The sequence below is a fragment of the Xanthobacter variabilis genome (genome assembly GCF_043831965.2).
Taxonomy (GTDB): domain Bacteria; phylum Pseudomonadota; class Alphaproteobacteria; order Rhizobiales; family Xanthobacteraceae; genus Xanthobacter.
The window spans coordinates 3,079,856-3,104,632 of record NZ_CM195533.1; the positions used below are offsets into that span (position 1 = coordinate 3,079,856).

Genomic DNA, 24,777 nt, shown 5'->3' on the forward strand with positions numbered 1-24,777 from the left:
TCCCGGTGAACGAAAGGCGAAGCCGTGGACTTTCTCCTGATCCAGGCCCTGAGTGGGCTGGCCAGCGCCGCATCCCTGTTTCTGGTTGCGTCGGGCCTGTCGATCATCTTCGGCGTCACACGCATTGTGAATTTCGCCCACGGCGCCTTTTACATGCTCGGGGCCTATGCGGCCTTCACGCTCACCGATCGCTTCGCCGGGCCGCTGGGCTTCTGGGGCGGGCTTCTGGTGGCAAGCCTCGCGGTGGCGGCCGTCGGCGCGCTGATGGAGGTGGTGCTGCTGCGGCGCATCTACCAGGCGCCCGAGCTGTTCCAGCTTCTCGCCACCTTCGGCGTCACGCTGATGGTGCAGGACCTCGTGGTGCTCATCTGGGGCCCCGATGATCTCATGGGCCCCCGCGCGCCCGGCTTCACCGGCGCCTTCAGCCTGTTCGGCCGCCTGGTGCCCACCTATGACATTCTGCTGATCCTGCTCGGGCCCGTCGTGCTGGGCCTGCTGTGGCTGCTGTTCCACCGCACCCGTTGGGGCGTGCTGGTGCGCGCCGCCACCCAGGACCGCGAGATGGTCTCCAGCCTGGGCGTGAACCAGAAGTGGCTGTTCACCAGTGTGTTCGCCCTTGGCGTGTTCCTGGCGGCCCTGGGCGGCGCGCTGCAGATCCCGCGCACCACCGTGACCCACTATATGGACCTGTCCATCATCGTCGAAGTGTTCGTGGTGGTGGTCATTGGCGGCCTGGGCTCGGTGACGGGTGCTTTCGTCGCGGCGGTGCTGGTGTCGGAGCTGAACGCGTTCGGCATTCTGGTGCTGCCGAAGATTTCCATGATCACCGTGTTCCTGGTGATGGCGGTGGTGCTGGTGGTGCGGCCCTGGGGCCTGTTCGGCAAGCCCGATGCCGCGCCCCGCGCCAGCGCCGGCATCTCGGTACGGCCGTGGAAGCCCATGTCCGCCCTGGAGCGGGGCGGGGTCGCTCTGGTGGTGCTGCTGGCGGCGCTGCTGCCCTTCGTCTCCGGTAGCTACGCGCTCAGCGTCGGCTCGGAAATCCTGGTGTTCGTGCTGTTCGCCGCGAGCCTCCATTTCATGATGACGGTGGGCGGGCTCGCCTCCTTTGGTCACGCCGCTTATTTCGGCCTCGGGGCCTATGGCGCGGCTTTCGCGGTGACCTATTTCGGCGTGCCGATGGAAGCGGCGCTGGTGCTCGGCCCGGTGCTGGGGCTCGTGGGGGCGGTGCTGTTCGGCTGGTTCTGCGTGCGGCTTTCGGGCGTCTATTTTGCGATGCTCACGCTGGCCTTCGCGCAGATCACCTGGTCCATCGCCTTCCAATGGGTGGAGGTGACGGGTGGCGACAACGGCATTCTCGGCATCTGGCCGTCGGCCTGGGCATCCACTCCGCAGGGCTTCTACTGGCTGGCGCTGGGCGTGGTGGTCGTGGGCGTCGCGGTGCTGCGCATGCTGGTGTTCTCGCCCTTCGGCTTCGGCCTTCGGGCGGCCCGTGACAGCGGTCTGCGCGCCGAGGCCATCGGCATCGACGCCAAGCGCACCCAGTGGGCCGCCTTCGTGGTGGCGGGCACCTTCGCCGGCATTGCCGGGGCCCTGTTCGCCTTCCTGAAGGGCAGTGTGTTCCCCGAGACCCTCGCCATTCCCATGTCGGTCGACGGCCTGGTGATGGTGCTGCTGGGCGGCATCGAAACGGTGTCCGGCGCGGTGGTGGGCGCGGTGGTCTACAAGGCGCTGGCCATCTGGCTCATGAGCCAGACGGAGCTCTCCAAGCTGGTGCTCGGTGGCATCATCGTCCTTCTGGTGGTGGCGTTCCCGAAGGGTATCGTCGGCTTCATCGAGGATTGGCGTCATCGCCGTCCTCCGGCGCCCAACGGCGCCGGCCCCGAGGCCATGGGCATCGCCAAGGTGGAGGCCGCGCAATGACTTCGCTGCTCGAAGTGAAGGGACTGGTGAAGTCCTATTCGGGAGTGCACGCGGTGCGCGGCGTCTCCTTCAGCCTGGAGGCGGGCGAGATCCTCGCCCTCATCGGCCCCAACGGCGCCGGCAAGAGCACCTGCTTCAACATGCTGAACGGGCAGATCCGCCCCAATGCCGGTTCCATCAAGCTGGATGGCCAGGAGATCGTGGGCCTGCCGCCGCGCACCGTCTGGCGGCGCGGCGTGGGCCGCACCTTCCAGATCACCGCGACCTTCTCCTCCATGACGGTGCGGGAAAACGTGCAGGTGACCTTGCTTTCCTATCACCGGCGCCTGTGGTCGGGGCTGGGCTATGCGGGGGCGGCCTATCGCGAGGAGGCGGATGCGCTCCTCTCTCTGGTGGGCATGGAGCAGCAGGCGGACCGGCCCTGCGGCGAGCTTGCCTATGGCGACCTGAAGCGCCTGGAGCTGGCCGTTGCGCTGGCCAACCAGCCGCGCCTTCTGCTGATGGACGAGCCTACCGCCGGCATGGCGCCGAAGGAGCGGGTGGAGCTGATGCGCCTGACCGCGGAGATCGCCCGCAAAAAGGACATCGGCGTGCTTTTCACCGAGCACGACATGGATGTGGTGTTCGAGCATGCGGACGCGGTGATGGTGCTGAACCGGGGCGAGCTGATCGCCCGCGGCTCGCCGCAGGAAGTGCGGCGTGATCCCCATGTGCAGGCCATCTATCTGGGTGAGGGCCTGCTCTACGATGCCAAGCACCGCGAGGAGGCCGTGCAATGAAGCTCGAAGTCTCGGGACTCAACAGCTTTTACGGCCAGGCCCACATTCTTTTCGATGTGGGCTTCGAGGTGGGCGAGGGCGAGGTGGTGGCCCTTTTGGGCCGCAACGGCGCCGGCAAGAGCACCAGTTTCCGCTCCGTGGTGGGCCTGGTGCCCAACCGCTCCGGCAAGGTGGTGTTCGAGGGCGAGGACGTCTCGCGCCTTCCGCCCTACGAGATCGCGCGGCGCGGCCTTGGCTATGTGCCGGAGGATCGCCGCATCTTCACCGAGCTGACGGTGGAGGAGAATTTCGAGGTGGGCCGGCAGGAGGCGCGCCCCGGCGTCGCCACCTGGACGCCCGAGCGCATCTACGCCCTGTTCCCCAACCTGGGCGAAATGCGTAAGCGCCCCGGCGGCCACATGAGCGGCGGCGAGCAGCAGATGCTCACCATCGGTCGCACGCTGATGGGCAACCCGTCCATGGTGCTGCTCGACGAGCCCTCGGAGGGCTTGGCGCCCAAGATCGTGGAACAGATGGCGGATGCCATCATGACCATGAAGAAGGAGGGGCTCTCCATCGTGATCTCGGAGCAGAACCTGCATTTTGCGAAGCTGATCTCGGACCGCGCCTATATCATCGAGAAGGGGCGGATCCGGTTTTCCGGCACCATCGGCGAGCTGGAGGCCAATCCGGAAATCCGCGACGCCTATCTGGCGGTCTGAGCGGCCGGGCGGGAGGAACGAAAAGCGTGACCACGAAGCCCCCATCCGGTGCGCGGCGCCGGCGGACGAAGGCGTCCTCGCCCGCTTACGCGCTCGACACCCAGGTGGGCTTCGTGCTGCGCCAGGCGATGCAGCGCCACACCACCATTTTCGGCGCGCGCATGGGGGAGGACCTCACCGCCACCCAGTGGGCGGCGCTCGCCAAACTGTTCGAGATCGGTGCGTGCTCGCAGAACCTGCTGGGCCGGCACACCGCCATGGACGCGGCCACCATCAAGGGCGTCGTGGACCGGCTGGCGAAGCGGGCCCTCGTGGAGACCCGCCCGGACCCGGACGACGGCCGCCGCCTCGTGGTCGCCCTGACGGCGGAGGGCCTGGCGCTCGTGGAGCGCTGCATTCCCGTCGCCAACGAGATCACCGATGAAACGCTGGGGCCGCTGTCCGCCGAAGAGCGGGAGTTGTTTCTGGCGCTGCTGGACCGCCTGAAATAAGCGCTGCGCGCCGGCGGGCGTGCCTCAGCTGCTACGCGGGCCTTCGGGCATCGCTGGGGCACCTTGGGGGGTAATGGCGCCGGGGTTGCCGTCCGCGGCGATCTCCGGCCGGGCGCCTTCCGGCGGCTGGAACACCTCCGGCCTGCCCTCGGGCAGCGATTCCACATAAAGTGAGGTGGAGGGGAAGGCGAAGCCGCTGCCGGCACCCAGCACAATTTCCATGATCTTGTAGGCGAGGCGCTCCTTGACGAGGAGCCATTCGCCCCAATTGGTCGTCTTCGTGAAGCAGTAGACCATGATGTTGATGGACGAAGAGCCAAACGAGTCGATCCGCACGAATGTGGAAGCTGTGCGATAGGGCACAAAATCCGGGCAGGTGTGGATGTAGCTTTCAATCCCGTCGCGGATGGTCTTGAGCTGGTCGATGGTGGTGGAATAGGGGACGCCGATCAGCCAATAAATACGCCGCCGCCGCATCTGGCTGTAATTGATGACCGCGTTGTCGGCCAGGTCCGAGTTTGGAACCTGCACGGCTGAGTCATCGAACTGGCGGATCCGCGTCGAGCGGAAGCCGATGCTTTCCACCGTGCCTTCGATGACGCCCTCGACCTTCACCCAGTCGCCATATTGAAACCGCCGTTCGAGCAGGATGAGCACGCCGGAGATCAGGTTCTTGAACAGGGCCTGCGCGCCCAGGGCGACAGCCGCGCCGGCAATGCCCATGCCCGCGAGGAGCGGCCCGATGCGGATGCCCCATTGCTGCAGGATGGCCGCGATGGCGAAGAAGGCCACGAACGATTTCAGCGCCTTGCGGATCCAGTCGATCACCGAATCCGTGAGCTTGCTGGACCGCGGCCGCAGCTGCTCGGTCAACGGCGTGATCACGGCGATGATGGCCCAATAGACGGCAATGATGAACAGCGTTTCGACGATGTGCTGGGAGAAGAGCTTCTCGTAGCTGTCCTCGTTGAACTTGATGACCTCGAAGGCGAGAAAGCTGCCGAGTACGATGGACAACAGCTCCACCGGCCCCTGCAAGGCGTGCTGAAGGTCATCCCGGAAGGCGTGGCTTTTGCCGCCGAACAGCCGTCCCGCAATGATGAAGATGAAATGCCGTACAGGCTTGCGGGAGAAGAACAGGATGAAGAATACGATGGCTGCGGCAATGACCCGGTCGAAGGGAAAGGCCTTCACGCCCGTGAGCAGCTCGGCGAGAATGTTGACGATGGAATGGTACAAGCCGACGAATGTGGCCGCGAAATCAGCGAAAACATAGCCTCCCGGCATGAAGGGGCCTTTCCTTGGCAAGCTCCGACGGTATCCACCGGGACAGGCGCCCTGCGCGCGACCATGCCCATGCCCGGCGGTCGGGAGGCGCGAGGCATCCCGACTGTTCCCGCGAGTTTAGCCGGGCGTGTGGCCGCCCGCCAACTCCGCCGGCCTGCCCTGGTGGGCGAATGCTGCGCATTCAGCCCAGGGCCCGCAGCTCGCGCCGCAGGATCTTGCCTGTGGCGGTCATGGGCAGTTCCTGGGTGAACGCCACCTGGCGGGGGTATTCGTGGGCGGAAAGGCGGGCCTTCACATACTCCTGCAGCTCGGTGGCCAGCTCGGGCGTGCCGCTGAAGCCCGGCTTCAGCACCAGCCAGGCTTTTACGGCCTCCGTGCGCACCGGGTCGGGTACCCCTACCACGGCCGCCATGGCCACCGCCGGGTGCTTCAGCAGGCAGTCCTCGATCTCCCCCGGGCCGATGCGATAGCCGGCGGAGGTGATGACGTCGTCCGCGCGGCCCACATACCAAAGGTAGCCGTCCTCATCCTGACGGCCGCGATCGCCGGTCAAAAGAAAATCGCCGGCGAACTTCTGTGCCGTGGCTTCCGGGTTGCGCCAATATTCCAGCATCATCACCGGGTCACCCTTGCGCACGGCGATGTTGCCTTCCTCCCCCACCGGCAGCTCGTGCCCTTCGTCGTCCACGATGCGCACGTCGTGGCCGGGCATGGGCTTGCCCATGGCGCCCGGGCGAATGGGGAAGAAATTGGAGTTGGAGCCGACGACGAGATTGCACTCGGTCTGCCCGTAAATCTCCCGCGCCTCCACGCCCAGCCGTTCGGCCACGAAGGCGCCCAGCTCAGCGCCCAGCGTCTCGCCGCCGGTGAGCAACGAGCGCAGCTTCAGATCCCGCTTTCGCACATCCGCCTGCCGCAGCAGCTTAAGGGCCGTGGGCGGTAGGAACACGTTGCGCACGCCGTGGTCCGCCATCAGCGCCATGGCGGCTTCCGGATCGAACTTCCTGGCGCGATACGCCAGCACCGGCACGCCCAGGTGGAGGGTGGGGAACAGCACGTCGAACAGCCCGCCGATCCATGCCCAGTCCGCCGGCGTCCAGTGGAGGTCACCGGGTTGCGGCATGCCCTGGTGGATCACCTGGAGGCACGGCAGGTGGCCCAGCAGCACGCGATGCCCGTGCAGGGCGCCCTTGGGATTGCCCGTGGTGCCCGAGGTGAAGATGATGATGCCCGGATCATCAGGGCTGGTGTCCATCGGCGTGAAGCGGTCGGAGGCGGCGTCCAGCGCGGTGTCGAACAAACGGGCGTGGCCGGCGCCGAGATCCGTGCCGGTGATGAAGACGTGCTCCAGCTCGGGCAGCCGGTCCCGCACGCGCTCCAGCTTGGCGAGGCCGGAAAGGTCTGTCACCAGCGCCCGCGCGCCGGAGGCCGCAAGGCGGTATTCCAGTGCCTCGTCTCCGAACAGGGTGAAGAGCGGCACGGAGATCATGCCCGCCTTGAAGGCGCCGATATGGGCAATGGCCGTTTCCGGCGCCTGGGGTAGGAACACTGCCACCCGGTCGCCCCGCCCCAGGCCGGCGGCCACAAGGGTGTTGGCGAAACGGTTCGTGAGGCGCTTCAGCTCGTCGAAGGAATAGGTGCGGGTGGCTCCGCTCTCCTCCACGAAGATCAGCGCCGGCTTGCCCGAGCCATCCGCATGGGCATCCGAACAGGCGACGCCCATGTTGTAGCGCGCGGGAATGGCCCAGGTGAAAGCGCGCCGAAGGGAATCATAGCAGGGGCTGGACGAAGACATGCGTTTCCTCCGCATGGCGCCGTTTCATCTCGGGCCGGCCGGGCGGAAGGGCTCCGCGAGGGCCGGCGCCGGCGGGCGCCTTCTGTGCGTTCAGGAAACGATCGAACGTTTTTTTATTGGGCCGGTCAAGGGAGGAAAAGCAAACGGCGCCGGTGGGAGACCGGCGCCGTGGATATCGCTTCGCTTCCCTGCGGAAAGCCGGGGTCGTCAGTAATAGGAGGCGATCTTCTCCACCTCGGCCTTGGAACCGAACACCAGGGGAATGCGCTGGTGGATGTGGTGGGGCACGATGTCGAGGATGCGGGTCTTGCCGTCGGTTGCGGCGCCCTTGGCCTGCTCGGTGAGGAAGGCGACCGGGTTCGCCTCATAGATCAGGCGCAGGCGGCCATTGTCATAGCCTTTGCGCTTGTCCGCCGGGTAGATATAGACGCCGCCGCGGGTGAAAATGCGGAAGGCATCGGCCACCATGGAGCCCACCCAGCGCATGTTGAAATCCTTGCCCCGCGGGCCGTCCTTGCCGGCCAGGCAGTCGTCGATATAGGCCTTCATGGGCCCGTGCCACTGGCGCACATTGGACTGGTTGACGCCATATTCCTTGGTCTCGGCGGGGATCTCCACCGCCGCGCGCGCCAGGAAGAAGTCGGCCTTCTCCCGATCGTAGACGAACACCTGGGTGCCCTCGCCCAGGGTCGAAACCAGGATGGTCGCGGGGCCATAGGCCAGGAAGCCGGCGGCCACCTGGTGGCTGCCGGTGCGCATGACAGCCGCCGCCGGATCGGCATGCGCGGCCGCGTCATAGGGCAGGATCGAATAGATGGTACCCACCGACACGTTGGTGTCGATGTTGGAGGAGCCGTCGAGGGGGTCCACCGCCACCACGAGACGGCCGGTCTCATTCACCGGAATGAGCTCCTCGCTCTCCTCGGAGGCCAGGAAGGCGACCTGCGTGCCCTTCAGGGCGGAGACGATGCGCTCTTCGGCGATGACGTCGAGTTCCTTCTGCGCGTCGCCGCCGGCATTGGGGTCGGTGCCGCGGATCTTGGCGAGGCCTTCCTCGAGCGGGCCGCGCGCCACCAGATCGGCGATGCCGACGCCGGTGGTGGCGATGGTGCGCACCGCGCCGGCCACCGCCTGGCGCTCCGCGTCCGTCCCCGCCCAGCGATCGAGATACGCCTGAAGGGTCACGATCTCACTCACCATCATCTCCTTGGCACAGCCGGCGGCCCGCGCCGCCGGCGCCGTTATGGCGCAAGGCGGGCCGCACGGCAAAGCAATTACCGCCGGGTCAGCGCAGCCGGCTCAGCGCTGGCGGATGATCTCGATGCCCACATCCCCGAACACGCCGGTTACCGGAGCGCCGGGCTTGTGCACCACCACGCGCACCTGCTCCAGCAGCGCGAAGTGATCCAGAAGGCGGGTGGCGATGCGCTCGGCCAGGGTCTCGATGAGGTTCACGGGGTCGTCGTTCACCACCGCGGCCACGTGCTCGTAGACCTGCTGGTAGGAGATGGTGAGGGCCTCGTCATCGGCCCAGGCGGCGGGGCGGGTGTCCAGCCACCAGTCCACATCCACCACGAATCGCTGGCCCAGCTCCCGTTCCGCGTCATGCACGCCATGACGGGCGAAGAAGGGCAGGGCGCGCAGGAACAACCGGCCCGATTGGGCGGGCTTGCCGGCGGGCAGGGTATCGGCGGCGGCGGAAGGGTCGGCCAGCAGGTCGGGTTCGTCAGGTGGTGTCATTCACGCCTCGCGCGCGCAGCAGAACGCCGGTTTGCGCGGAAGCTCGGCCACATGGGAGCTGCCAGGCCCTCCATTCCAGGCGGAATGGGAGGAGGCCGGCCCGGGTGCCGCGCGCACCGTTGATTTCGTGTCTTCCTATTGTTTTCCTCGGAACCTTTCAACGGATCATCCATTCACCCCGCCCCGGTTCCGAGCCGGCGGGTGAGCAAGGCCCCGGCACGATGCAGCTTATTCCGGTCATCGATCTCAAGGGCGGGCGCGTGGTTCATGCCCGCCGCGGCGTGCGCGACAGCTATGCACCCCTGCAAAGTCCGCTCTGCGCCTCTTCATCGGCGGTGGACGTGGCGGCCGGCTTCCTGGCCCTGGCCCCGTTCCGCACACTCTATATCGCCGACATCGACGCCATCACCGCCAAGGGCGACAACGCCGCCGCCCTCGCCCATCTGCGGCGGGCGTTCCCGAGTGTCGAGCTGTGGGTGGATGCGGGTGAGGACATGTCGTTCCAGGTTCGGGCCCGTGCCGCGGCGGGTCTGGGCGTGAGCGTGGTGGGGACGGAATCGCTCAAGGATAACGGCCATGTTCCGGAGGTGCTCCGGGAAGAAGTGATCCTCTCCTTGGACCACGACGCCGCAGGCCCCCTCGGCCCAGCTGTGGTGCACGCGGATGCCGCCGCGTGGCCTGCGCGGATCATCGTGATGACCCTGGCCCGCGTCGGCTCCGGGGAGGGGCCGGACCTGGACGCGCTCTGCCGGGTGCGCGCCCGGCGCCCGGATTGCGCGGTTTTCGCCGCCGGCGGGGTGCGCGGCCCGGGCGATCTGGAGGCGCTGGCGGAGGCAGGAGCGGCCGGCGTGCTGGTCGCCAGCGCGCTGCATGATGGCCGCATCGACGGCGCTTGCGCGCGAAAATGGATTGAGCGCTGATCTGCCGCCCTGAGGTCGCGCTGCGCCATCGTCGCGCGGGCAATCGCCGGCGGGAAAAGAGAGGCGGGGGCTTCCCCGGGACCCGCTCCTGCCCGCCTGTCCGCTCCGCCGGGGTCGGGTCGGTATCCCCGCAGGGCGCTGGGGCGGCGCCGTGACAGCGGCTCCGACTCCGGTGATTCGTGGGCTCGGACATCCGCTGCCCCTTCCGCGAACAGCGTCCGCCGTCCGGTGGCGCGGTCGTCCTCCGCGAGAAAAACACGGAGCGCTTCCTAAAATGCGCTTGCGCGCATATGCGCATCTTCCTAAATTCCAGCCATGCAGTCCGCGCTCGATCTTCTCTCGGCCTTGGCCGAACCCACGCGTCTCGGCGCTGTCCGCCTGCTCTGGGACGGGCGGGAGCATTGCGTTTGCGAGCTGATGCGTGTGCTCGGCGCTACCCAGTCGCGCATGTCGCGTCACATGGCGGTGCTCAAGCAGGCGGGCGTGGTGACAGACCGTCGGGACGCCCAATGGGTGCGCTATCGCCGGAATGCCGAGCTGCCCGCGGAGCATGCGGCCATCATCGAGGCCGTTCTGGCGAGCCTGGACAGTGTGGGTGACAGGAGGGCGGCATGAGTGCGGATGTGCCATTGCGCGGTCAGCAGCCGCAGCGGGATGCTTCGTCCCTCGTCTGGGGCGCGGCGACGGTGGCCGGCGTGGCCGTGTGGTTTCTGGTCTATTTCCAGCTCCAGCCTGTCTCGCGCTGGCTGGTGGCGCGCCTTGCCCTGGAGCCGGGCACGCGGCTGGCGGACGCCGTTGAGTTCTTTCTGTACGACACGCCCAAGGTGTTGATGCTGCTGACGCTGGTGGTGTTCGCCATGGGTGTCGTGCGCAGTTTCTTCTCGGCCGAGCGCACGCGGGCGGTGCTCGCCGGCAAGCGGGAAGGGCTGGGCAATATCGCCGCTGCCGGCCTCGGCATCGTTACGCCCTTCTGCTCCTGCTCGGCGGTGCCGCTGTTCGTGGGCTTCGTCTCGGCCGGTGTGCCGCTGGGCGTCACCTTCTCCTTCCTCATCGCGGCGCCCATGGTGAATGAGGTGGCGCTGGGCCTTCTGTTCGCCCTGGTGGGCTGGCAGGTGGCGGCGGTCTATCTGGTGTTCGGCCTTTCGGTGGCCATCGTCGCCGGCTGGGTCATTGGCCGCCTGCATCTCGAAGGCTGGCTTGAGGAGTGGGTGCGCAATGTGCGCGCCAACCCGGCCGAGCTGCCGCCGGACGGCATGAGCCTGAAGGACCGGGTCCGCGCCGGCCTGGACGCGGTGCGCGACATCGTCGGCAAGGTGTGGATGTGGATCATCGCCGGCATCGCCGCCGGCGCCTTCATCCACGGCTATGTGCCGCAGGACCTTCTCGCCTCCATCATGGGGCGCGACGCTTGGTGGTCCGTGCCGGCGGCCGTGGTGCTGGGCATTCCCATGTACTCCAACGCCGCTGGCATCATTCCGGTGGTGGAGGCGCTGCTGGCCAAGGGGGCGGCGCTGGGCACGGTCCTCGCCTTCATGATGTCGGTGATCGCCTTGTCGCTGCCGGAGATGATCATCCTGCGCAAGGTGTTGAGCCTCAAGCTCATCATCGTCTTCGTGGGCGTCGTCGGCACCGGCATCCTGGCCGTCGGCTTCCTGTTCAACGCCCTGTTTTCCTGACGAAAGAAGACCATCATGAAAGACGTGAAGGTGCTTGGTCCCGGCTGCTCGCGCTGCCAGGCGACCGCCGATATGGTGCGCACGGAAGCCGAAAAGCTCGGCCTCGACGTGAAGGTGGAGAAGGTGACCGACTACGCGGCCATTGCCGGCTACGGCATCGTTTCCACCCCCGGCCTCGTCATCGACGGCAAGGTGGTCCATGCCGGCGGCCTGCCGAAGCCGGAGGACGTCTCCCGCTGGCTTTCTGAATGATCGGCAGGGAAGGGCGGGCCATCGCTCCGTTCCTTCCCGCTGCTGATTGATGACGCGCGGGGGCCGTGAGGCGCCGCGCGCCCAGGCAAGTCGCAGCCGCGCCCCTTGGGCGTTTTCGCGCTTCCCGGCGCCCGGCCTTGACTCGCCCACATTCGGGGTGTCTCTGCGCTCTCCAATTTCAACCCAAGAGCCAAATCCCCGGAGGGCCGCCCCATGAGCGACGGACCGCGTTCAACCTCACAGACCGCCTTCATCTTCCCCGGTCAGGGCAGCCAGGCCGTGGGCATGGGCAAGGCGCTCGCCGATAATTTCGCCGCCGCGAAGGCGGTCTTCGACGAGGTGGACTCCGCCCTCAACGAGCACCTTACCCGCACCATGTGGGAAGGCCCGGCCGATACCCTCACTTTGACGGCCAACGCCCAGCCGGCTCTCATGGCGGTGTCCCTCGCCGCCCTGCGCGTCCTGGAAACCGAGGCGGGCCTTGATCTCGCCCGCGACGCCGCCTTCGTGGCCGGCCACTCCCTGGGTGAATATTCGGCCCTGGCCGCCGCTGGCGCGCTGACGGTGACCGAGGCCGCGCGGCTGCTGCGCATTCGCGGCCGTGCCATGCAGGAGGCGGTGCCCGTGGGCGAGGGCGCCATGGCGGCCCTGCTCGGGCTCGACTACGAGCAGGCCGTGGCCGTGGCGGCCGAGGCGGCCTGCGGCGAGGTCTGCGAGGCGGCCAACGACAATGCCCCCGGCCAGGTCGTGGTGTCCGGCACCAAGGCCGCGGTGGAGCGGGCCATTATCATCGCCAAGGAGAAGGGCGCCCTGAAGGCGATGCTTCTGCCCGTGTCCGCGCCCTTCCATTGCCGCCTGATGGCGCCTGCCGCCGAGGCCATGGAAGTCGCACTTTCCGGCTCCACCGTGATGACGCCGCGGGTGCCGGTGGTCTCCAACGTGCGCGCGTCTCCGGTGACCGACCCGGCCGAGATCGTGCGGCTGCTGGTGGAGCAGGTCACCGGTACGGTCCGCTGGCGCGAGAGCATTATTTATATGGCGGGCGCGGGCGTGAACCGCATGGTCGAGGTGGGGGCCGGCAAGGTGCTCTGCGGCCTTGTGAAGCGCATCGACAAGTCCATCTCGTCCACCAATGTGGCCACTCCCGAGGATGTGGCGGCCTATATCGCCGCGCGCAACGCGGCGCCGGTCGCCTGAGGCGATTCTCAAGCCGCCCGGGCCCGTCCCCGCTTGCGGGAGCGGGCCTTGTGGGGGCAAAAGCCCTTTCGGAGTGACGCAGGGGCGCGAAAGCGCCCCGCTGATGCGGGCTGGCCGCCTCTCTCGGCGGCCACGCATCCGATCCTTCATCGCCGGCATGCCTGCCGGACCAACCCAACATAAGGACTGGGGTTTCATGTTCGACTTGACCGGCAAGACCGCGCTTGTCACCGGTGCCACCGGCGGCATCGGCGGAGCCATCGCCAAGGCGCTGCACGCCCAGGGCGCGACCGTTGCCATTTCCGGCACCCGCAAGGAGGCGCTGGACACCCTGGCCGGCGAGCTGGGCCGCGAGCGCGTGGTGGTGCTGCCCTGCAATCTCGGCAACACGGACGAAGTGGAAAAGCTCGTTCCCTCCGCCGAGGAGGCCCTGGGCGGGCATATCGACGTGCTGGTGAACAACGCCGGCATCACCCGCGACAACATCTTCATGCGCCTTTCCGACGAGGCCTGGGACCAGGTGATCGCGGTGAACCTCACGGCGGTGTTCCGGCTCTCGCGCGCGGCGGTCCGCACCATGATGCGTCGCCGTTCCGGCCGCATCATCTCCATCACTTCCATCGTCGGCGTCACCGGCAATGCGGGGCAGGGCAATTATGCCGCCGCCAAGGCCGGCATGATCGGCATGTCGAAGTCACTGGCGCAGGAAGTGGCCTCGCGCGGGATCACCGTGAACTGCATCGCACCCGGCTTCATTGCCACGCCCATGACCGATGCGCTCAACGACAAGCAGCGCGAGAGCATCCTGAAGGCGGTGCCCGCGGCCAAGCTCGGCACGCCCGAGGATATCGCCGCCGCCTGTGTGTATCTGGCCTCCAATGAAGCCGCCTACGTGACGGGCCAGACCCTGCACGTGAACGGCGGCATGGCCATGATCTGAATTGCTGCACAGCAGCGCTCTCGCCCTCGCTGGTCAGGGCGCTGCGAGTGTGATACGAGCCGCACTGCCGGTCCGGATTCGAGGGCGCCTTCGGGTGGTCGCGATCCGTCACGCAGCGTCAGGAGACGTGTGGTGCGGCGCAGCGCCGGCGGGCAGAAGCGCCGGCGGCGTCAAAGTCCATGCTCCCGATGTAGACGAGGGGGCTGGGCACGGCGGAAAAAAGGCATTATGCCCACCTCCAGCTGCCGAACGGCAACGGGATTATCCGAACAACGAGGGTTGCATCGATGAGTGACATCGCCGAGCGGGTGAAGAAGATTGTCGCTGAGCATCTGGGCGTCGAACCTGAGAAGGTGACCGATGGCGCTTCCTTCATCGACGATCTCGGCGCCGACAGCCTCGACACCGTTGAGCTCGTGATGGCCTTCGAAGAGGCCTTCAACTGCGAGATCCCCGATGATGCCGCCGAGACCATTCTGACGGTCGGCGACGCCATCAAGTTCCTGGAGAAGAACGCGGCGTGAGCCGCGCCTGACGTTCAGGTTCCGGTCGCGCGGCGCCCTGCGCCCGCGGCCGTTGTTGTAATCGGCCCGCCGCCGTCCTAACGGCGCCGGGCCAGAAGGCCGGACGGGCGCAGACGGTGTGGCCGCCGGCCCTGAAGCTTGCACGCTTTTCGAGCGTCTGTCGGAGTTTTCCCCATGAGACGTGTCGTCGTCACCGGTCTCGGCATGGTGACGCCCCTCGGCTGCGGCGTGGAACCCACGTGGCGCCGCCTCCTCGCCGGCGAAAGCGGCGTGAAGGCCGTGACGCACTTCGATGTGTCCGATCTCGCGTGCAAGATCGCGGCGAGCATTCCGCGTGGCGACGGTTCCGACGGCACCTACAATCCCGACCAGTGGATGGAGCAGAAGGAACAGCGCAAGGTCGACGAGTTCATCGTCTTCGCCATGGCCGCTGCCTCTCAGGCCCTCGATGATGCCGGCTGGCATCCGTCCTCCTATGAGGATCAGATCAGCACCGGTGTGCTGATCGGCTCCGGCATCGGCGGCATCGAGGGTATCGCGGAAGCCTCCATCACCCTGAAGGAGCGTGGCCCGCGCCGGATCTCGCCTTTCTTTATCCCCGGCCGACTCATCAATCTCGCCGGTGGCTACGTGTCCATCGCCCACGGCCTGAAGGGGCCGAACCACGCCGTGGTGACCGCCTGTTCGACGGGCGCCCATGCCATCGGCGACGCTGGCCGACTCATCGCCCTGGGTGATGCGGACGTGATGGTGGCCGGTGGTACCGAATCGCCCATCAACCGGCTGGCGCTCGCGGGCTTCGCGGCCTGCAAGGCGCTGTGCACGGCCTTCAATGACGACCCCACCCACGCCTCGCGCCCCTATGATCGGGATCGCGACGGCTTTGTGATGGGTGAGGGCGCTGGCGTGGTGGTTCTGGAAGAGCTGGAGCACGCCAAGGCGCGCGGCGCGAAGATCTACGCCGAGCTGGTGGGCTATGGGCTTTCCGGCGACGCCTATCACATCACTGCCCCGTCCATGGACGGAGACGGCGCCTATCGCTGCATGTCCGCCGCTTTGAAGCGCGCGGGCCTGTCCGCCGACGAGATCGACTATATCAATGCGCATGGTACCTCCACCATGGCGGATGAGATCGAGCTGAAGGCCGTGGAACGGGTGCTGGGCAATGCGGCGGGCAAGACCGCCATGTCGTCCACCAAGTCGTCCATTGGCCATCTGCTCGGTGCGGCCGGTGCTGTCGAGGCGATTTTCTCGGTGCTCGCGATTCGCGATCAAACCGCGCCGGCGACGCTCAATCTCGAAAATCCGTCGGTGGAAACCCCGATCGATCTCGTGCCCCTGAAGCCCCAGGCGCGCAAGATCGACACGGTGCTGTCGAATTCCTTTGGTTTCGGTGGCACCAACGCGTCGTTGATCTTCCGGCGCTACGCGGCCTGAGCCTGCCCGGCTTCGTCCGCGTCCACCGCAAGGTCGCGGCAGCGGGCGCGCCAGATCGCCCGTCGCCGCGCGTGGGAGGCCCATGATGGACACGCCAGAAAACGAAACCGGCGATCGCGGTGTCGCTCCCGCCTTTCACGCCAAGCGCCGGGACAAGAACAAGCCCCGGCGACGGCCCTCCCAGGCCGCGCGCCACCCGGCCGTGACCATCGGCAGCGGGATTTTCACATTCCTGCTTTTCGCGCTCCTCGGGGGCGGGCTGGCCCTATGGTATGGCGAGCACGCCTATAATGGCGAAGGGCCGCTCACGGCTGAGAAAACGGTGCTCATCCCACGCGGTTCCGGCGTGCGCGACATGGCGGAGATGCTGGAGCGGGAAGGCGTCATCGACAATTGGCTGGTGTTCGTCCTCGGCCAGAGGATGATGCGCCCGGATGCCAGCATGAAGGCCGGCGAATACCTCTTCAAGCCGGGCCAATCCATGGCCAGCGTGGTCGACGCCATCGCCAGCGGCAAGGTGCTGGTGCATCAGGTGACCATTCCCGAAGGGCTGACGAGCCAGCAGGTGGTGCAGCGCCTCATGGCGAATGACATGCTCACCGGTACGCCGACGGTGCCGCTGGAGGGCACACTGCTGCCGGAGACCTACCGGATCCACCGCGGCATGTCGCGCGAGGAATTGCTGAAGCAGATGGCGGATGCCCAGCAGAAGCTGGTCAAGACGCTGTGGGAGAAGCGCGCGCCGGATCTGCCGGTGAAGAACCCGCAGGAGATGATCATCCTCGCCTCTATCGTCGAGAAGGAGACGGGGGAGCCGGACGAGCGGCCCAAGGTCGCGGCCGTGTTCATCAATCGGCTCAACAAGAAGATGCGGCTGCAGTCGGACCCGACCATCATTTACGGGCTGGTGGGCGGCAAGGGTTCGCTGGGGCGGTCGATCACCCGTGCCGATATCGTGTCGCCCACGGCCTACAACACCTATGCAGTCGACGGCCTGCCTCCGGGGCCGATTGCGAATCCCGGGCGCGAGGCGCTCGCCGCAGTCGCGAATCCGGCCCAGACCAAGGACCTGTATTTCGTGGCGGACGGCACCGGCGGGCATGCGTTCGCCGAGACGCTGGCCGATCACAATAAGAATGTTGCCCGCTGGCGTGCCATCGAGGCGCAAGGTGGCGCGACGCCGGGCGGTGCGGCGCCTACAACGCCTGCCGCGGCGCCCAAGCCGGCTGCCAACTGAACGCCGTCCTAACCGAAGAAGGCGCGCGGCCACCCCGGCCGCGTGAGTATCCATGAGCGAATCCTCCGCCGTTTCCGCGGCGCTTTCCGAAGCATCGCTGGCCAGCATGACCGCATTCGCACGCTCGACGGCGGCGACGGCGGGGTGGCGATTCAGTTGGGAGTTGCGCTCGGTGAACGGCAAGGGGCTCGACCTGCGCCTGCGGTTGCCGCCCGGGAGTGAGGATCTGGAAGCCCCCGTCCGCGCGCGCATGGGCGCGGCTCTCAAGCGTGGTTCCGTTTCCGCGACCCTTTCCGCGGTGAGGGAAGGCGAGGAGGTTGCGGTCCGTCTCAATGAGGCGGGGCTGGAGAGCCTGGCGCGCGCCGTTCAGCGCACCGCGGAAAGGCTCGGCGCGCCGGCACCGGATCTTGGGGCGCTGCTGGCGGTAAAGGGCATCGTGGAGGTGGGTGAGTTCGAGGAGAGCGCCGAAGAGCGCCAGGCGCGCAATGAGGCCTGCCTCGCCGCGTTCGACGTCGCGCTGAGCGACCTCGCGCGCATGCGGGAGCGGGAGGGGCAGGCCCTGGAGGCGGTGCTGATGAGCCGCCTCGATTCGATCGCGGCGCTCCTCGAGGCGGCCGAACGTCTGCCGGAGCGGTCGCTGGATGCCATTCGCAGCCGCTTGGCGGAGCAGGTGCGCGCGCTCGTCGAGGCTGGTCCGCAGCTGGATCCGGAGCGTCTGCATCAGGAAGCGGTGCTGCTGGCCACCAAGTCCGATGTGCGCGAGGAGCTGGATCGGCTGTCCGCCCATGTGGCTGCTGCGCGCGAACTGCTGGCAACGGGTGGCCCCGTGGGCCGGCGACTCGATTTTCTGGCGCAGGAGTTCAATCGCGAGGCCAACACCCTGTGCTCCAAGTCGAACGCAGTGGCGCTGACGCAGATCGGCCTTGACCTGAAGCTGCTGGTGGACCAGTTCCGCGAGCAGATCCAGAACCTGGAGTGACCGTGGTGAGTTCGCCTGCCTCCATCTCCCCCCATTTCTCCCTGCCGGGCTGGAAGCCGGGCACCGGCACCGGGCTGGCGCGCCGTGGCCTGATGCTGGTGCTCTCCTCGCCCTCGGGGGCGGGGAAGACCACCTTGTCGCGGCGGCTGCTCGAGGTCGATTCGCGCATCACCATGTCGGTGTCGGTCACCACGCGCCACCCGCGCCCCGGCGAGGTGCAGGGCAAGGACTATTTCTTCGTGGACGTCCCCACCTTCGAGCGGATGCGGGACGAGGGGGAGCTGCTGGAACACGCCGTCGTGTTCAACAATCTCTATGGCACGCCGCGCCGCGCCGTGGAGGAGGCCCTTTCCGCCGGCCGGGACGTGCTGTTCGACATCGATTGGCAGGGCACACAGCAATTGGGTGAAAGCGCCCAGCAGGACCTGGTGAAGGTGTTCCTGCTGCCGCCCAGCGCGGCGGACCTGGAGCAGCGCCTGCGCACCCGCGCCCAGGACACGGACGAGGTGGTGCACCAGCGCATGGCCAAGGCCTCGGACGAAATCAGCCACTATGATGAGTATGACTACATCCTCATCAACCACGAGGTTGAGGACAGTCTGGCCAAGCTGCGGGCGATCCTGCAGGCCGAACGGCTCAAGCGTCGGCGGCTGACGGGGCTGGCAAGCTTCGTGAAGCAGCTGCGGGACGCGCTCTGAGCACGCAGCTCTGACCTTACGAGAGTTTAACCTCACGCGCCGCAAGTCCGCCGGAATGTTCGGTGAGTCTTGCGCGCATGAAACAGCTCCTCAACGTCTTCGGCGGATTCGCCGGTCTCGCCGTGGCGGCCCTGGCGGGGTTCGCCCTGTTCACCCTTGTGGGTGGCCTCATCATCGTGGCCGGCGTGGTGGTCGCGGCGCTGTTGCTCGGCGGCGGGGTCTACGCCCTCATCACCGGCCGCCGGAGTTTCTCGGTGCGCCGCGGGACCTTCCAGGGCGTGCGCATTTTCGACCTGCGCACCGGCCGGCCGGTGGATACGCCGTTCGACAATGAAATGATCGACGTCACGCCGCCCAAGGGCGGCAAGGGGAACTGAGCAAGCCGCCCCCTGCTGCCCCCTGCCGTCGCCGGAAAAAGGCATTAGGCTCCACCCGACGAATCTTGGCCGGTTGGAGAGCGAGTGTCCATGTCCGAGGCGATGCGCTATACGAACGTCTTTATTGTTTGCATGGTCCTCGCCGTGCTGACGGTGGTGATACACATGGCGGGGCTGTATAAGCTGCGTCATTGGATCCACCGTCTGCTGCAGACTCAGAGCTTTCAGCATCACGTCATGCGCGAAACGCTGGTGGTCAGCGCGCTCGTCGTCGGCCTGTGCATCATTCATCTGACCGAGGTCTTGGCCTGGGCGGGCGGTTACATGGCCATGGCCGCCTTTGGCGACTTCGCGGACGCCTTCTATTATTCGCTCACGACCTATACGACCGTGGGGGCGGATGGCCTGAATATCGGGCGCAATTTTCGCATCGTGGCCGGGTTCGAATCGCTGCTCGGCCCGATGATGCTGGCGTGGTCCACGGCATTCCTGGTGGAATATGTGTCGCAGGTCCTCACCTCGAACAATCGGCGCTTTCAGGACGTGAGCCAGACACCGGACCAGCATCAATAAGTATCGCGCGCATGAAAAAAGGGCCGGCGGCTGGATGCCGCCGGCCCTTTTTTCATTTGAACCATCCCGCCATCTTCGGCCAGCGGCCCAAGAAGCATTGCCCATGGGCCGGGAGCCAGGGGGCTTGCCATCCCGTCCGCGGCAGACGGGCGATGCCTTTCGGCGCTCAGGCACTTCCGGCGCGCGCCCGGTTGGCCCCGGTCGAAGACCGAGGCCAATGGGTTCAGATGGAGGTGGGGTAGTTCGGGCTTTCGCGGGTGATGAGCACGTCGTGCACATGGCTCTCGCGCAGGCCGGCGGAGGAGATGCGCACGAAGCGCGCCTTCTCGCGGAATTCCTGCAGGTTGCGCCCGCCCACATAGCCCATGGCGGCGCGCAGGCCGCCGGCCAGCTGGTGGAGCACAGCGCCCACCGGGCCCTTATAGGCCACCTGGCCCTCGATGCCTTCCGGCACGAGCTTCAGGGTGTCGCGCACTTCCGCCTGGAAGTAGCGGTCGGCCGAGCCGCGGGCCATGGCGCCCACCGAGCCCATGCCGCGATAGGCCTTGTAGGAGCGGCCCTGATAGAGGAACACCTCACCGGGGCTCTCCTCGGTGCCGGCGAGCAGCGAGCCCACCATCGCCGCGGAAGCGCCAGCCGCCAGCGCCTTGGCGAGATCGCCGGAATACTTGATGCCGCCATCGGCCACCACGGGGGTACCCGTGGCCAGGGCGGCCTCAACGGCGTCCATCACGGCGGTGAGCTGGGGCACGCCCACGCCCGCCACGATGCGGGTGGTGCAGATGGAGCCGGGCCCGATGCCCACCTTCACCGCGTCCGCGCCGGCGTCGATGAGCGCCTTGGCGCCCTCGGCGGTGGCGATGTTGCCGGCCAGGATCTGGGTCTTGTTGGAGAGCCGCTTGATGCGGTCCACCTGGTCCAGAACCTTCTTGGAATGGCCGTGGGCGGTGTCGACCACCACCAGGTCCACGCCGGCGTCGATGAGGCGCTCGGTGCGCTCGAAGCCGTCCGGGCCCACGGTGGTGGCGGCGGCGACGCGCAGGCGGCCCTGCTCATCCTTGGCGGCGCTGGGGTAGGCCACCGCCTTCTCGATGTCCTTCACGGTGATGAGGCCGACGCAGCGATAGTCGGCGTCCACCACGATCAGCTTCTCGATGCGGTTCTGGTGCAGCAGGCGCTTGGCATCGTCCTGGGTCACCTCGCCTTCGCGCACCGTGATGAGCCGCTCCTTGGTCATCAGCTCCGAGACCGGCTGGTCCGGATTGTGGGCGAAGCGGACGTCGCGATTGGTGAGGATGCCCACCAGCCGGCCCGGCATGTTGCCGAACGAGCGCTCCACCACCGGAATGCCAGAGATGCCATAGCGCTTCATGAGGGCCAGGGCGTCGGACAGGGTCTCGTCGGGATGGATGGTGACGGGGTTCACCACCATGCCCGATTCGTACTTCTTGACGATCTTGACCTGTTCGGCCTGCTGCTCTGGCGTGAGGTTGCGGTGGATCACGCCGATGCCGCCGGCCTGGGCCATGGCGATGGCGAGACGGGCTTCCGTCACCGTGTCCATGGCGGCGGAGATGATGGGCAGGTTGAGGGTGATGGACTTGGTGAGCTTGGTCACCGTGTCCACTTCGCCGGGCATCACCTCGGACGGGCCGGGGGTGAGGAGCACGTCATCGAAGGTCAGGCCTTCGCGGAACGGGCTGGCGAGGGAGGCAGACGAGAGGGGCGCAGTCATGGCCAACTCCTGTTGGCGACGCCCGGAATGCGCGTCGCGCGACTTCAGTCGGAATGGGGGGACCGTTGCGACTTGCGTCGCCGACTTTCGTCGCGGCTCTCATTTCGAGTTGGCAGTGGCCGATACCATGGGTGCGCGACGAAAAGAAGACCTGTCACGCGGAGTTTTCGCGCAATCGAGCCATGCAGCAAGCGCATGAGATGGGCTGATGCCTTCCACAAGAACGCAATTCTTGCGAGTCCGAGGCCTCAGCGGGTGATTTGGATCAGGGTGTTGCCGGGGCCGTAGCTTTCAATAAGCCCGTAGAGGGTGGCAGCATTGCCCGGGTGCAGGCGGATGCAGCCGTGGGAGGCGGGCGCGCCGAGCTGGTTGACGGCGTAGCTGCCATGGATCGCGTAGCCGCCCCGGAAGAACACCGCATAGGGCATGGGGGAATTGTAGTATTTGCGGGAAAAATAGCGGCGGTACAGGCGCTGCGGGCGATACGTGCCGGTGGGGGTGACATAACCGCGCCGGGCCGTGGAAACCGGCCAGCTATAGCGCGGTACGCCATTCACCGAGACCACCATGCGCTGGCTGGAAAGATCCACCCGCGCCAGCACGCCCGCCTGCGCCACGGAGCTGAAGCCGGCGCAGGACAGGATGAACACGGCGAGAGCGATGAGCCCTGCCGCAAGGCCGGGCCGGCGCGCCAATCGCCTCTTACCCCAGAAGCCCATGTCATTCCCCTCCGTCACGCATACTGTCACGATACCGCCGCAACGCAAGCGCGAGTGGCGGGGCCGGTGCGTGTGCGCGTGGCGTGCCTGCGGCCCGCCTGCTGGGGGCTTCCCCTTCGGTGGTCTTGCCGGGGTGCGGGGTGTCGTGCTCTTGAAGCGGCTCGCATGATGCCGGCGGAGGTCGTGCCATGGTGATGATGCTGTTGGGTCTGGTCGTCTTCGTCGGAACCCATGTGGTGGCGAGCATGAGGGGGCTGCGCGCCCGGCTCATCGCATCCGTGGGGGAGGGGCCGTACAAGGGTTATTTCTCGTTGCTGGCTGCGGGCGGCGTGGCGCTGACCGCCTATGGATATCTGCTGTGGCGGGCGTCCGGTCCGGCGGTGATCTGGGATCCGCCGCTGGCGCTGCGGCACGTCACCCTGCTCCTGATGCTCCTGGCTTCCATCGTCGGCGTGTCGGCGTTCGTGCCCAGCCACATCCGCACGGCGCTGAAGCATCCGCTTTTGGTCGCGGTGAAGACCTGGGCATTCGCGCATCTGCTGGCCAATGGCGATGCCGCTTCCATGGTGCTGTTCGGCGCGGTGCTGGCGTGGGCGGTGTATGATCGCATCGCGATGGCGCGCCGCGGCACGAAAATACCGCCCGCGCCGGCGGGCTGGACGGGCGATGCCCTTGCGGTCGGGGGCGGGGTGGTGCTCTATGCGTTCCTCGCCTTCCTGTTCCATCCCTATGTGATCGGGGTGCCCGTCATGTGACGCGGCCGGCAACGGGGGCCGGGGCGGCAGGGCCCGGGCGAGCTCAGGGCAAAGGTGCCCGCGCAAAAAAGCTATAGAGGAACGTCATGTCCAGCCAGGCAGAGAGCCGTCGCATCACAGCGCCGGAAATCCAGGCCCGCAAGGGAGGCGAGCCCATCGTTTCGCTGACCTCCTATCATGCCCACACCGCGCGTCTGCTGGACCGCCACGTGGACGTGATCCTGGTGGGCGACAGCCTGGGCATGGTGATGCACGGGTTGGAAACCACGGTGCCCGTCACCGTCGAGATGATGATTGTGCATGGCCGCGCCGTGGTGCGTGGCACCAAACGCGCGCTGATCGTAGTGGACCTGCCGTTCGGCAGCTACGAGGCCAGCCCCACCGAGGCCTTCCACACTGCCGCCCGGGTGCTGAAGGAAACCGGCGCCGGCGCCGTGAAGCTGGAAGGCGGGCGCCGCATGGCGGAGACGGTCCGCTTCCTGGTGGATCGCGGCGTGCCGGTGATGGGGCATGTGGGGCTCACCCCCCAGGCCATCAATACGCTTGGCTCGTTCAAGGCGCGTGGCCGCGATGACGCCGAGGCGTCCATTATCCTGGACGATGCCCGCGCCGTGGCGGAGGCTGGCGCCTTCTCGGTCGTGCTTGAGGCGATTTCCGAGCCGCTGGCCCGCCGCATCACCCAGGAAGTGGCCGCGCCAACCATCGGCATCGGCGGCTCGTCCGCCTGCGATGGGCAGATTCTGGTGCTGGAAGACATGCTGGGCCTGGGCGACCGGGTGCCCAAGTTCGTGAAGAAATACGCGAATATGGGGCCGGAGATCGAAAAGGCCGTGGCCGCGTATGCGGATGAGGTGCGCTCGCGCGCCTTCCCCGGCCCGGAGCACGTCTACGCGCCGCGCCTGGTGCAGAAGGCCAAGGCCTCCTGAACCCAAGGCCTCCTGAAACGCCGGCTGCTGGCCGGCGCGCTATCCATGAGGAGCCGGGCCCGTCCCGGCTCTTTCTGTCTTCGCCGCCTCGCGCTCAGGTGAGCAGGCGGCGCTCCAGGCGCTTGAGCGTGCGAGTGAAGACATCCGGGTCGTGGAGTGCGCGGGCGAGGGTCAGGGCGCCCTGGATGGCGAGCACGCCGTCTTCCGCCCGCTCCGCCGCCTCCGCATCGGCAAGGCCGGCGCGGCGCAGAGCGCCTGTGAGTGCGTCGCGCCACGCGGCGAAATAGCCCTGCACCTTGTCGCTGAAACGGTCCCGGGTATCCGAGAGGGCGAACACGCCGACAAGGCACACCCGCCGGCCGGAGCGGAAATAGGCGTCCACCTTCCCCAGCATGTCGCGGATGGCGGCTGGCGCGTCCTCGCCCTCGCGCAACGGGGCGAAAACGTGGGCCTCGAACCAGGAGTCGATCTCGGCCAGCACGGCGGCGGCCATTTCCTCCTTCCCGCCCGGGAAGAAGTGATAGAGCGACCCCTTGCCGAGCCCGGTGCGGGCCGTGATGGCGGCCAGGCTCGCGCCCTCGAAGCCGTGCTCGCGGAAGACTTCCCCCAGCATCGGCAGCACGTCCGCCCGCTCCATCACGATCCGCGCCATCACATCCCCAGTTCGGTGAGGCCCGGATGGTCCGCCGGGCGGGGTCCCGCCGGCCACAGGAACTTGCGCTCCTCGCTCCGGATCGGAACGTCGTTGATGGAGGCTTCGCGCCGCTGCATCAAGCCGTTCCCGTCGAATTCCCATTGCTCGTTGCCATAGGAGCGGAACCAGGCGCCCGCGGCGTCGTGCCACTCATATTGGAAGCGCACGGCAATGTGGTTGCCCGCGAAGGCCCACAGCTCCTTGATGAGGCGGTAGTCCTGCTCGCGCGCCCACTTCGCCTCAAGAAAGCGGACGATGGCCTCGCGGCCGGAAAGGAAGTCGGAGCGGTTCCGCCAGCGGCTGTCCGGCGTGTAGGCCAGCGAGACGCGCTGGGGATCGCGCGTGTTCCAGGCGTCTTCCGCCATGCGGACCTTCTGCGCGGCGGTGTCGGTGGTGAACGGGGGCAAGGGCGGACGAGATGTCAT

27 protein-coding genes are annotated in these 24,777 nt (G+C 67.2%); 19 read left to right on the forward strand and 8 right to left on the reverse strand.

Annotated features, from left to right (window positions below; all coding sequences use genetic code 11):
* The first annotated feature begins 24 nt into the window (after nt 1–24).
* From V5F26_RS13390 to V5F26_RS13405, 4 genes are read left to right on the forward strand one after another with little or no spacing between them, the layout of a single operon-like run.
* Entirely contained in the window at nt 25–1,920 is a 1,896-nt protein-coding gene (locus V5F26_RS13390; protein WP_234050230.1) for an ABC transporter permease, read from the forward strand.
* Nucleotides 1,917–2,699, forward strand: a complete 783-nt coding sequence (locus V5F26_RS13395; RefSeq protein ID WP_234050231.1) for an ABC transporter ATP-binding protein — start codon at nt 1,917–1,919, stop codon at nt 2,697–2,699. The genes V5F26_RS13390 and V5F26_RS13395 overlap by 4 nt, the downstream gene beginning before the upstream one ends.
* On the forward strand, nt 2,696–3,400 hold the full coding sequence (locus V5F26_RS13400; protein ID WP_394057051.1) for an ABC transporter ATP-binding protein: 705 nt from the start codon (nt 2,696–2,698) through the stop codon (nt 3,398–3,400). The genes V5F26_RS13395 and V5F26_RS13400 overlap by 4 nt, the downstream gene beginning before the upstream one ends.
* Before the next feature lie 26 nt (nt 3,401–3,426).
* A complete protein-coding gene (locus V5F26_RS13405) occupies nt 3,427–3,891 on the forward strand; it encodes a MarR family winged helix-turn-helix transcriptional regulator (RefSeq protein WP_234050233.1) in 465 nt (154 codons plus the stop codon).
* Nucleotides 3,892–3,915: 24 nt separating this feature from the next.
* Here V5F26_RS13405 and V5F26_RS13410 read toward each other — a convergent pair whose 3' ends face one another.
* The 4 genes from V5F26_RS13410 to folB form a co-directional block, all read right to left on the reverse strand.
* On the reverse strand, nt 3,916–5,178 hold the full coding sequence (locus V5F26_RS13410) for a mechanosensitive ion channel family protein (RefSeq protein WP_394946158.1): 1,263 nt from the start codon (nt 5,176–5,178) through the stop codon (nt 3,916–3,918).
* Nucleotides 5,179–5,359: 181 nt separating this feature from the next.
* Complete coding sequence (locus V5F26_RS13415; protein WP_394946159.1) at nt 5,360–6,973, reverse strand: acyl-CoA synthetase; 1,614 nt, start codon at nt 6,971–6,973, stop codon at nt 5,360–5,362.
* 207 nt (nt 6,974–7,180) lie between these two features.
* Complete coding sequence (locus V5F26_RS13420) at nt 7,181–8,173, reverse strand: class 1 fructose-bisphosphatase (RefSeq protein WP_234050236.1); 993 nt, start codon at nt 8,171–8,173, stop codon at nt 7,181–7,183.
* 99 nt (nt 8,174–8,272) lie between these two features.
* Complete coding sequence (gene folB, locus V5F26_RS13425) at nt 8,273–8,713, reverse strand: dihydroneopterin aldolase (RefSeq protein WP_234050237.1); 441 nt, start codon at nt 8,711–8,713, stop codon at nt 8,273–8,275.
* Between the two features lie 221 nt (nt 8,714–8,934).
* On the opposite strand from folB, the gene V5F26_RS13430 reads away from it, so the two are divergent.
* The 13 genes from V5F26_RS13430 (at nt 8,935) to V5F26_RS13490 (ending at nt 19,523) form a co-directional block, all read left to right on the forward strand.
* Nucleotides 8,935–9,633, forward strand: a complete 699-nt coding sequence (locus V5F26_RS13430) for a HisA/HisF-related TIM barrel protein (RefSeq protein ID WP_394946160.1) — start codon at nt 8,935–8,937, stop codon at nt 9,631–9,633.
* Nucleotides 9,634–9,948: 315 nt separating this feature from the next.
* A complete protein-coding gene (locus tag V5F26_RS13435) occupies nt 9,949–10,248 on the forward strand; it encodes an ArsR/SmtB family transcription factor (protein WP_234050239.1) in 300 nt (99 codons plus the stop codon).
* A complete protein-coding gene (locus tag V5F26_RS13440) occupies nt 10,245–11,309 on the forward strand; it encodes a permease (RefSeq protein ID WP_394057042.1) in 1,065 nt (354 codons plus the stop codon). Before V5F26_RS13435 ends, V5F26_RS13440 begins: the two co-directional genes overlap by 4 nt.
* Nucleotides 11,310–11,324: 15 nt before the next feature.
* Nucleotides 11,325–11,561 (forward strand): thioredoxin family protein, encoded by a 237-nt coding sequence (locus tag V5F26_RS13445; RefSeq protein ID WP_234050241.1) that lies wholly within the window; start codon nt 11,325–11,327, stop codon nt 11,559–11,561.
* A gap of 213 nt (nt 11,562–11,774) precedes the next feature.
* Nucleotides 11,775–12,758, forward strand: a complete 984-nt coding sequence (gene fabD, locus V5F26_RS13450) for an ACP S-malonyltransferase (RefSeq protein ID WP_394946162.1) — start codon at nt 11,775–11,777, stop codon at nt 12,756–12,758.
* Between the two features lie 196 nt (nt 12,759–12,954).
* On the forward strand, nt 12,955–13,698 hold the full coding sequence (gene fabG, locus V5F26_RS13455; RefSeq protein WP_394057038.1) for a 3-oxoacyl-[acyl-carrier-protein] reductase: 744 nt from the start codon (nt 12,955–12,957) through the stop codon (nt 13,696–13,698).
* Nucleotides 13,699–13,985: 287 nt separating this feature from the next.
* Nucleotides 13,986–14,222 (forward strand): acyl carrier protein, encoded by a 237-nt coding sequence (locus V5F26_RS13460; RefSeq protein ID WP_234050244.1) that lies wholly within the window; start codon nt 13,986–13,988, stop codon nt 14,220–14,222.
* Between the two features lie 174 nt (nt 14,223–14,396).
* Nucleotides 14,397–15,659 (forward strand): beta-ketoacyl-ACP synthase II, encoded by a 1,263-nt coding sequence (gene fabF, locus V5F26_RS13465; protein WP_234050245.1) that lies wholly within the window; start codon nt 14,397–14,399, stop codon nt 15,657–15,659.
* Nucleotides 15,660–15,741: 82 nt separating this feature from the next.
* Entirely contained in the window at nt 15,742–16,896 is a 1,155-nt protein-coding gene (gene mltG / locus V5F26_RS13470; protein ID WP_394946163.1) for an endolytic transglycosylase MltG, read from the forward strand.
* Between the two features lie 52 nt (nt 16,897–16,948).
* The gene (locus tag V5F26_RS13475) at nt 16,949–17,875 is read left to right on the forward strand and encodes a YicC/YloC family endoribonuclease (RefSeq protein WP_394057035.1); all 927 of its coding nucleotides are present in this window, start codon (nt 16,949–16,951) and stop codon (nt 17,873–17,875) included.
* A gap of 92 nt (nt 17,876–17,967) precedes the next feature.
* Nucleotides 17,968–18,573, forward strand: coding sequence for a guanylate kinase (gene gmk, locus V5F26_RS13480; RefSeq protein WP_234050804.1), 606 nt, complete (start codon nt 17,968–17,970; stop codon nt 18,571–18,573).
* A gap of 77 nt (nt 18,574–18,650) precedes the next feature.
* A complete protein-coding gene (locus tag V5F26_RS13485; RefSeq protein WP_234050248.1) occupies nt 18,651–18,950 on the forward strand; it encodes a hypothetical protein in 300 nt (99 codons plus the stop codon).
* A gap of 90 nt (nt 18,951–19,040) precedes the next feature.
* Nucleotides 19,041–19,523, forward strand: coding sequence for an ion channel (locus tag V5F26_RS13490; RefSeq protein ID WP_394946164.1), 483 nt, complete (start codon nt 19,041–19,043; stop codon nt 19,521–19,523).
* Nucleotides 19,524–19,746: 223 nt separating this feature from the next.
* On the opposite strand, the gene guaB is transcribed toward V5F26_RS13490, so the two are convergent.
* Both guaB and V5F26_RS13500 read right to left on the reverse strand, forming a co-directional pair.
* Nucleotides 19,747–21,258 (reverse strand): IMP dehydrogenase, encoded by a 1,512-nt coding sequence (gene guaB / locus V5F26_RS13495; protein WP_234050250.1) that lies wholly within the window; start codon nt 21,256–21,258, stop codon nt 19,747–19,749.
* 248 nt (nt 21,259–21,506) lie between these two features.
* Nucleotides 21,507–21,995, reverse strand: a complete 489-nt coding sequence (locus tag V5F26_RS13500) for a L,D-transpeptidase family protein (RefSeq protein WP_509210510.1) — start codon at nt 21,993–21,995, stop codon at nt 21,507–21,509.
* Nucleotides 21,996–22,165: 170 nt separating this feature from the next.
* Here V5F26_RS13500 and V5F26_RS13505 point away from each other — a divergent pair, with 170 nt between their 5' ends.
* Nucleotides 22,166–22,732 (forward strand): NnrU family protein, encoded by a 567-nt coding sequence (locus V5F26_RS13505; protein ID WP_394057028.1) that lies wholly within the window; start codon nt 22,166–22,168, stop codon nt 22,730–22,732.
* 86 nt (nt 22,733–22,818) lie between these two features.
* The gene (gene panB, locus V5F26_RS13510) at nt 22,819–23,658 is read left to right on the forward strand and encodes a 3-methyl-2-oxobutanoate hydroxymethyltransferase (protein WP_394057026.1); all 840 of its coding nucleotides are present in this window, start codon (nt 22,819–22,821) and stop codon (nt 23,656–23,658) included.
* Between the two features lie 94 nt (nt 23,659–23,752).
* Here panB and V5F26_RS13515 read toward each other — a convergent pair whose 3' ends face one another.
* Nucleotides 23,753–24,310, reverse strand: coding sequence for a TetR/AcrR family transcriptional regulator (locus V5F26_RS13515; protein ID WP_394946166.1), 558 nt, complete (start codon nt 24,308–24,310; stop codon nt 23,753–23,755).
* Entirely contained in the window at nt 24,310–24,777 is a 468-nt protein-coding gene (locus tag V5F26_RS13520) for a nuclear transport factor 2 family protein (RefSeq protein WP_394946167.1), read from the reverse strand. The genes V5F26_RS13515 and V5F26_RS13520 overlap by 1 nt, the downstream gene beginning before the upstream one ends.

Coding starts and splice junctions, on each gene's coding strand:
- V5F26_RS13395 (WP_234050231.1), top strand. CDS start 1,917: ATGACTTCGCTGCTCGAAGTGAAGGGACTGGTGAAGTCCTATTCGGGA.
- V5F26_RS13400 (WP_394057051.1), top strand. CDS start 2,696: ATGAAGCTCGAAGTCTCGGGACTCAACAGCTTTTACGGCCAGGCCCAC.
- V5F26_RS13410 (WP_394946158.1), bottom strand. CDS start 5,178: ATGCCGGGAGGCTATGTTTTCGCTGATTTCGCGGCCACATTCGTCGGC.
- V5F26_RS13415 (WP_394946159.1), bottom strand. CDS start 6,973: ATGTCTTCGTCCAGCCCCTGCTATGATTCCCTTCGGCGCGCTTTCACC.
- V5F26_RS13420 (WP_234050236.1), bottom strand. CDS start 8,173: ATGGTGAGTGAGATCGTGACCCTTCAGGCGTATCTCGATCGCTGGGCG.
- folB (WP_234050237.1), bottom strand. CDS start 8,713: ATGACACCACCTGACGAACCCGACCTGCTGGCCGACCCTTCCGCCGCC.
- V5F26_RS13430 (WP_394946160.1), top strand. CDS start 8,935: ATGCAGCTTATTCCGGTCATCGATCTCAAGGGCGGGCGCGTGGTTCAT.
- V5F26_RS13435 (WP_234050239.1), top strand. CDS start 9,949: ATGCAGTCCGCGCTCGATCTTCTCTCGGCCTTGGCCGAACCCACGCGT.
- V5F26_RS13440 (WP_394057042.1), top strand. CDS start 10,245: ATGAGTGCGGATGTGCCATTGCGCGGTCAGCAGCCGCAGCGGGATGCT.
- V5F26_RS13445 (WP_234050241.1), top strand. CDS start 11,325: ATGAAAGACGTGAAGGTGCTTGGTCCCGGCTGCTCGCGCTGCCAGGCG.
- fabD (WP_394946162.1), top strand. CDS start 11,775: ATGAGCGACGGACCGCGTTCAACCTCACAGACCGCCTTCATCTTCCCC.
- fabG (WP_394057038.1), top strand. CDS start 12,955: ATGTTCGACTTGACCGGCAAGACCGCGCTTGTCACCGGTGCCACCGGC.
- V5F26_RS13460 (WP_234050244.1), top strand. CDS start 13,986: ATGAGTGACATCGCCGAGCGGGTGAAGAAGATTGTCGCTGAGCATCTG.
- fabF (WP_234050245.1), top strand. CDS start 14,397: ATGAGACGTGTCGTCGTCACCGGTCTCGGCATGGTGACGCCCCTCGGC.
- mltG (WP_394946163.1), top strand. CDS start 15,742: ATGATGGACACGCCAGAAAACGAAACCGGCGATCGCGGTGTCGCTCCC.
- V5F26_RS13475 (WP_394057035.1), top strand. CDS start 16,949: ATGAGCGAATCCTCCGCCGTTTCCGCGGCGCTTTCCGAAGCATCGCTG.
- gmk (WP_234050804.1), top strand. CDS start 17,968: ATGCTGGTGCTCTCCTCGCCCTCGGGGGCGGGGAAGACCACCTTGTCG.
- V5F26_RS13485 (WP_234050248.1), top strand. CDS start 18,651: ATGAAACAGCTCCTCAACGTCTTCGGCGGATTCGCCGGTCTCGCCGTG.
- V5F26_RS13490 (WP_394946164.1), top strand. CDS start 19,041: ATGTCCGAGGCGATGCGCTATACGAACGTCTTTATTGTTTGCATGGTC.
- guaB (WP_234050250.1), bottom strand. CDS start 21,258: ATGACTGCGCCCCTCTCGTCTGCCTCCCTCGCCAGCCCGTTCCGCGAA.
- V5F26_RS13505 (WP_394057028.1), top strand. CDS start 22,166: ATGGTGATGATGCTGTTGGGTCTGGTCGTCTTCGTCGGAACCCATGTG.
- panB (WP_394057026.1), top strand. CDS start 22,819: ATGTCCAGCCAGGCAGAGAGCCGTCGCATCACAGCGCCGGAAATCCAG.
- V5F26_RS13515 (WP_394946166.1), bottom strand. CDS start 24,310: ATGGCGCGGATCGTGATGGAGCGGGCGGACGTGCTGCCGATGCTGGGG.
- V5F26_RS13520 (WP_394946167.1), bottom strand. CDS start 24,777: ATGACATCTCGTCCGCCCTTGCCCCCGTTCACCACCGACACCGCCGCG.